This window comes from Patulibacter sp. NPDC049589 (genome assembly GCF_040675535.1).
Lineage (GTDB): Bacteria > Actinomycetota > Thermoleophilia > Solirubrobacterales > Solirubrobacteraceae > Patulibacter.
Window position 1 is genome coordinate 1 of sequence record NZ_JBFAPC010000263.1, and the last position, 4,820, is coordinate 4,820.

At 71.7% G+C, this 4,820-nt stretch carries 3 protein-coding genes; all 3 read left to right on the forward strand.

Going from position 1 to position 4,820, the window contains the following annotated elements; genetic code table 11:
- On the forward strand, positions 1 to 960 hold a 960-nt coding region (locus AB0L40_RS26585), incomplete at its 5' end, for a DUF3152 domain-containing protein (RefSeq protein WP_364361626.1).
- Positions 961 to 1,069: 109 nt separating this feature from the next.
- Positions 1,070 to 2,254, forward strand: coding sequence for an adenylyltransferase/sulfurtransferase MoeZ (gene moeZ, locus AB0L40_RS26590; RefSeq protein WP_364361628.1), 1,185 nt, complete (start codon positions 1,070 to 1,072; stop codon positions 2,252 to 2,254).
- Between the two features lie 299 nt (positions 2,255 to 2,553).
- Positions 2,554 to 4,820: glycosyltransferase (locus AB0L40_RS26595; RefSeq protein ID WP_364361630.1), on the forward strand; the 2,267-nt coding region annotated here is incomplete at its 3' end.

Consider the following 4,820-nt stretch of genomic DNA (forward strand, 5'->3'; position numbering starts at 1 on the left):
CGTGCGCAAAACCACGAGCACGAGCGTGCGCCAACCCACGAGCACGACGACGACCACGAATCGGCGTTCCTGCCCACGGTGCTGGCCCGCGGTGACGAGGAGGCGGAGGAGTATGTGCCGGCGCACTCGCGTACCACCACTGCCCGGCACGCCGCGCCTCCGGTGGCCAGCCCGCGGACCCTCCGGCGACGGCGGCGCGCGGTGCTTCTCGCGTACCTCATCGTGGTTGTCGCGGTCCTGGTGATCGGGCATCAGCTGCGCAGCGATGAGCAACCCATCGCGCCCGGTCGGGAGGCCGCGCAGCGCGCGGCCGGACCGGCGGGCGAACGCGCGGTGGACGTCCCTGCGGCGACGCCGCAGGCCAAGGCGGAGGAGACCCCGGCAGCGGAGAAGGACCAGGCAGGAGAGTTCCGGTACGCGAAGAGCCGCGGCCCCATGCTCGGCACCGCGGGGAGCGTGCACCGGTTCCAGGTGGCGGTGGAGAAGAGTGTGGACGGGCCCAAGCCGGCCGAGTTCGCCGACGAGATCGACAGCACGCTCGGTGATGAGCGCAGCTGGATCGCCGAGGGGAAGCTGCGGCTGCGGCGGGTGCCGGCCTCGGCGGACAATGCGGACTTCGTCATCTACCTGGCGTCCGCGCGCACCTCGGAGCAGATGTGCGCGACCGGCGGCCTGGAGACCGGGGGGTTCACCTCGTGCCGGCTGCCGGGCAAGGTGATCATCAACGCCGACCGCTGGGCCGAGGCGATCCCGGATTACGAGGGGCACGTCGCGGAGTACCGCCGCTACGCGATCAACCACGAGGTCGGCCACGAGCTGGGGCACGGGCACGAGCTGTGCCGGGGCGAGGGCGAGCCGGCGCCGGTGATGATGCAGCAGACGTTCGGCCTGAAGGGCTGCACCCGTAACGCCTGGCCCTATCTCGACGGCGAGCGGTACTCCGGCGAGCCGATGGCCTGAAATATTCCGGATCCCGCATGTCGGGCCCGTGTCCGACGTCATGGGCGCGAAGCCGGTGAACGAGCAAGAATAGGCGGCGATCCTTACCACCGAACCCGGGGAGTGAACTGTGGCTCTGCCCCCGCTCGTCGAGCCGGCCGCTGAGCTGAGCGTCGACGAGATCCGCCGCTATTCGCGACACCTGATCATCCCCGACGTCGGGATGGACGGGCAGAAGCGGCTGAAGAACGCGAAGGTCCTCGCGGTCGGCGCGGGCGGCCTCGGCTCGCCGGCGCTGCTCTACCTCGCCGCGGCCGGCGTCGGCACGCTCGGCATCATCGACTTCGACACGGTCGACGAGTCGAACCTCCAGCGCCAGGTCATCCACGGCGTCTCGGACGTCGGCACGCCCAAGGCGGAGTCGGCGGCGCGCAGCATCGCCGAGATCAACCCGCTGGTGAACGTGGTCATCCACAACACCGCGCTGGACCGGGACAACGTCAAAGAGATCTTCAGCCAGTACGACCTGATCGTCGACGGCACCGACAACTTCGCGACCCGTTACATGGTCAACGACGCCGCGGTGCTGCTCGGCAAGCCGTATGTCTGGGGTTCGATCTACCGCTTCGACGGCCAGGCCTCGGTCTTCTGGGAGGAGCACGGTCCCTGCTACCGCTGCCTCTACCCGGAGCCCCCGCCGCCCGGCATGGTCCCGAGCTGCGCCGAGGGCGGCGTGCTCGGCGTGCTCTGCGCGTCGATCGGCTCGATCCAGGTCAACGAGGCGATCAAGCTGATCACCGGCATCGGTGAGCCACTGGTCGGGCGCCTGATGGTCTACGACGCCCTGGAGATGTCCTACCGCAAGATCAAGGTGCGGAAGGACCCGAACTGCGCGCTCTGCGGTGAGAACCCGACCGTCACCGACCTGCTCGAGGACTACGAGGACTTCTGCGGCGCGGTCTCCGAGGAGGCTCAGGAGGCGGTGACCGGCTCGACCATCACCGCCCGCGAGCTCAAGGAGTGGCAGGACAGCGGCAAGGACGTGTTCCTGGTCGACGTCCGCGAGCCCGCCGAGTGGGAGATCAACCGGATCCCCGGCGCGACCCTGATCCCCAAGGGCGAGATCCTCTCCGGCGAGGCGCTCGCGAAGTTCCCGCAGGACCGGCAGATCGTGCTGCACTGCAAGTCGGGCGTGCGCTCGGCCGAGGCACTCGCGGCCCTCAAGGCGGCCGGTTTCAAGGACGCCGTGCACGTTCAGGGCGGCATTGTCTCCTGGGTGAACACGGTGGACCCGTCTCTGCCGACGACGACGTGACCGTCGCGGAGCACGTCGACCCGGAGCGGTGCGAGGCTCACCCGCACGGTCACGCGCCCGCGGGCGATCACCAGGGGCAGCGCGGGGGAGAGCGGCGCGACGAGGGTCACGGAATCATGCTGGGCCACCACCGTCGCGTCCCGGTGAAGGTCCCGTGAAGGCCGGGCCTGCGGACGAACCTCCTGCATTCGGCGAGGTTCCTGTGAGTCCTCGCGACCCGCTGCTCCTTCACGCCATCGTCACCGGTCGGACACGGCGTCGTCACTCGACGGGGCCCGGGGGAGCGGAGCCTCCACGGCATGAGCCCCACCCCCGGCAGCTCCCCGAACGTCCCACCAGCGCTCTCCCGGTGCGACCTCCACGTCCACTCGACGGCGTCGGAGTTCTCGAAGCTCGGCGTCCAGCGCTCGGTCGGCATGCCCGAGTGCGCGACGCCGCCGGAGGAGGTCTACGAGCTGGCCAAGCGCCGCGGCATGGACTTCGTGACGATCACGGACCACGACACGATCGCGGGCGCGCTGCAGATCGCCGACCGCCCCGACGTCTTCGTCGGCGAGGAGCTGACGGTCTGGTTCCGCGGCGAGCCGCAGGCCGTCCACGTCCTCTGCCTGGGCATCAACCAGGACGACCACGACTGGCTCCAGGCGCACAACCACGACGTCGTGCGCTGCGCCGAGTACCTGCACCAGAACGAGATCACGACCGCGCTGGCGCACCCCTTCTACTCCGTCGAGGCGCCGCTGACCGCGCGCCACCGCCGCCAGCTCGCCGAGCTCTTCCCGATCTGGGAGGTCCGCAACGGCTCCCGCGCCCGCGAGCTCAACGCGCCGGCCGCGACGTTCATCGACGTCCGCGGCGGCATCGGCATCGGCGGCACCGACGACCACGCCGGCGTCGACATCGGCCGCACGTTCACCGAGACGCCGCTGGCCTACACGGCCGAGGAGTACCTGGCCCACATCCGCGCCGGCCGCGCCGTCGCCAAGGGCACGCAGGGCAGCGCCGCCAAGTGGACGCACGCCGCGATGGGCATCGCGATCCGCTCCCTCGGTGTCGACCCCCGCGGCGAGGACGACGGGCCGATCGAGCGCCCGCGCCCCGAGGCGATCGCGACGATGGTCTCCAGCCTCATGACCGAGGGCGACGTCCGTCGCGGCTCCGAGGACAACGAGATCACGCCCGACGACGCGCGGATGCTGCTGCGCGCCTGGCTCGACGCCGTCGGCCTGCGCGACCTCACGGCCCGCCAGCTGCTGGCGATGTTCCAGGAGGACGACTTCGACCACCGCGACCTCTTCCGCCGCGCGCGCACGGCCCACGAGGGCAAGCTCGCCGAGACGGTCGAGGCCGTCGTCGCCGCGGCCGAGGGCGTCGCCGCGGGGGAGGAGCCCGACCTCGCCGCGATCGGCGGGCAGCTCCTCGACGCATTGCTGCCGGCGCTGCCCTACGCGCCCGCCGCGGCGTTCCTCGGCCGCGAGCGCCGCAAGCTCAAGACCCGCCTGGACGGCGAGCTGCCGCGCGTCGCGCTCGTGGCGGACGGCATCGGCGGCATGCACGGCGTCACGCACACGATCGACACGCTGCGCCGCATCGGCGTCCCGGGCTACGAGGTGGAGGTCATCGGCACCGACGTCCGCGTCGACCGCCGCCTGCCCGCCGTCGCCGACGTCGACATCCCCTTCTACGCGGGCCTCAAGGTCGGCATCCCGGGCGTCCCCGCCCTGGTCGAGCAGATCGCGGAGGGCCGCTACGACGTGGTGCACCTCTGCTCGCCCGGCCCCGCCGGGATCGTCGCCGGCGCGCTGGCGAAGATGCTCGACATTCCGGTGCTGGCCAGTTACCACACGGAGCTGGGCAGCTACACGGGCCTGCGCTCCGCCGACCCGCGTCTGCAGACGTACGCCGACCTCGTGCTGGCGGTCTTCTACGGCCAGGCGGACGTCGTCGTCACCCCGAGCCCGCAGAGCGACGACGCCGTCCGCACCCTCGGCGTCGCGCTCGACGCGATCGGGCGCTGGGATCGCGGCGTCGACATCGAGCGCTTCTCGCCGGCCCGCCGCAGCGAGGCGGCCGCGATCGGGCTCTTCGGGACGCGCCCGTCGGAGACCAACCGCGTGAACGTCCTCTACGCCGGGCGGCAGAGCGCCGAGAAGGGCGTCGACCTGCTCTGCGACACGTTCCTCGCCGCCCGCGCCCGCGACCCGCGCCTGCACCTGCTGCTCGCCGGCGGCGGCCCCGAGGAGCACGTCCTGCGCGAGCGCCTCGGCGAGCACGCGACGTTCCTCGGCTGGCTCTCCGGCGACGCGCTCGCCGACGCCTACGCCAACGCCGACGTCTTTCTCTTCTGCAGCCGGACCGACACCTTCGGCCAGGTGCTGCTGGAGGCCCAGGCGTCCGGCCTGCCGATCGTCGCCGTGGGCGAGGGCGGCCCGCTGTCCCTGATCGAGGACGGCGTGTCCGGCCTCCTGCGTGACGCCCTTGCCCTTCTCGACGAGCATCGTCACCTTGGCGCCGCGACCACCGGGGCCGCGCTCGACCTTGGTGACCTGGCCGACGTCGACGCCCT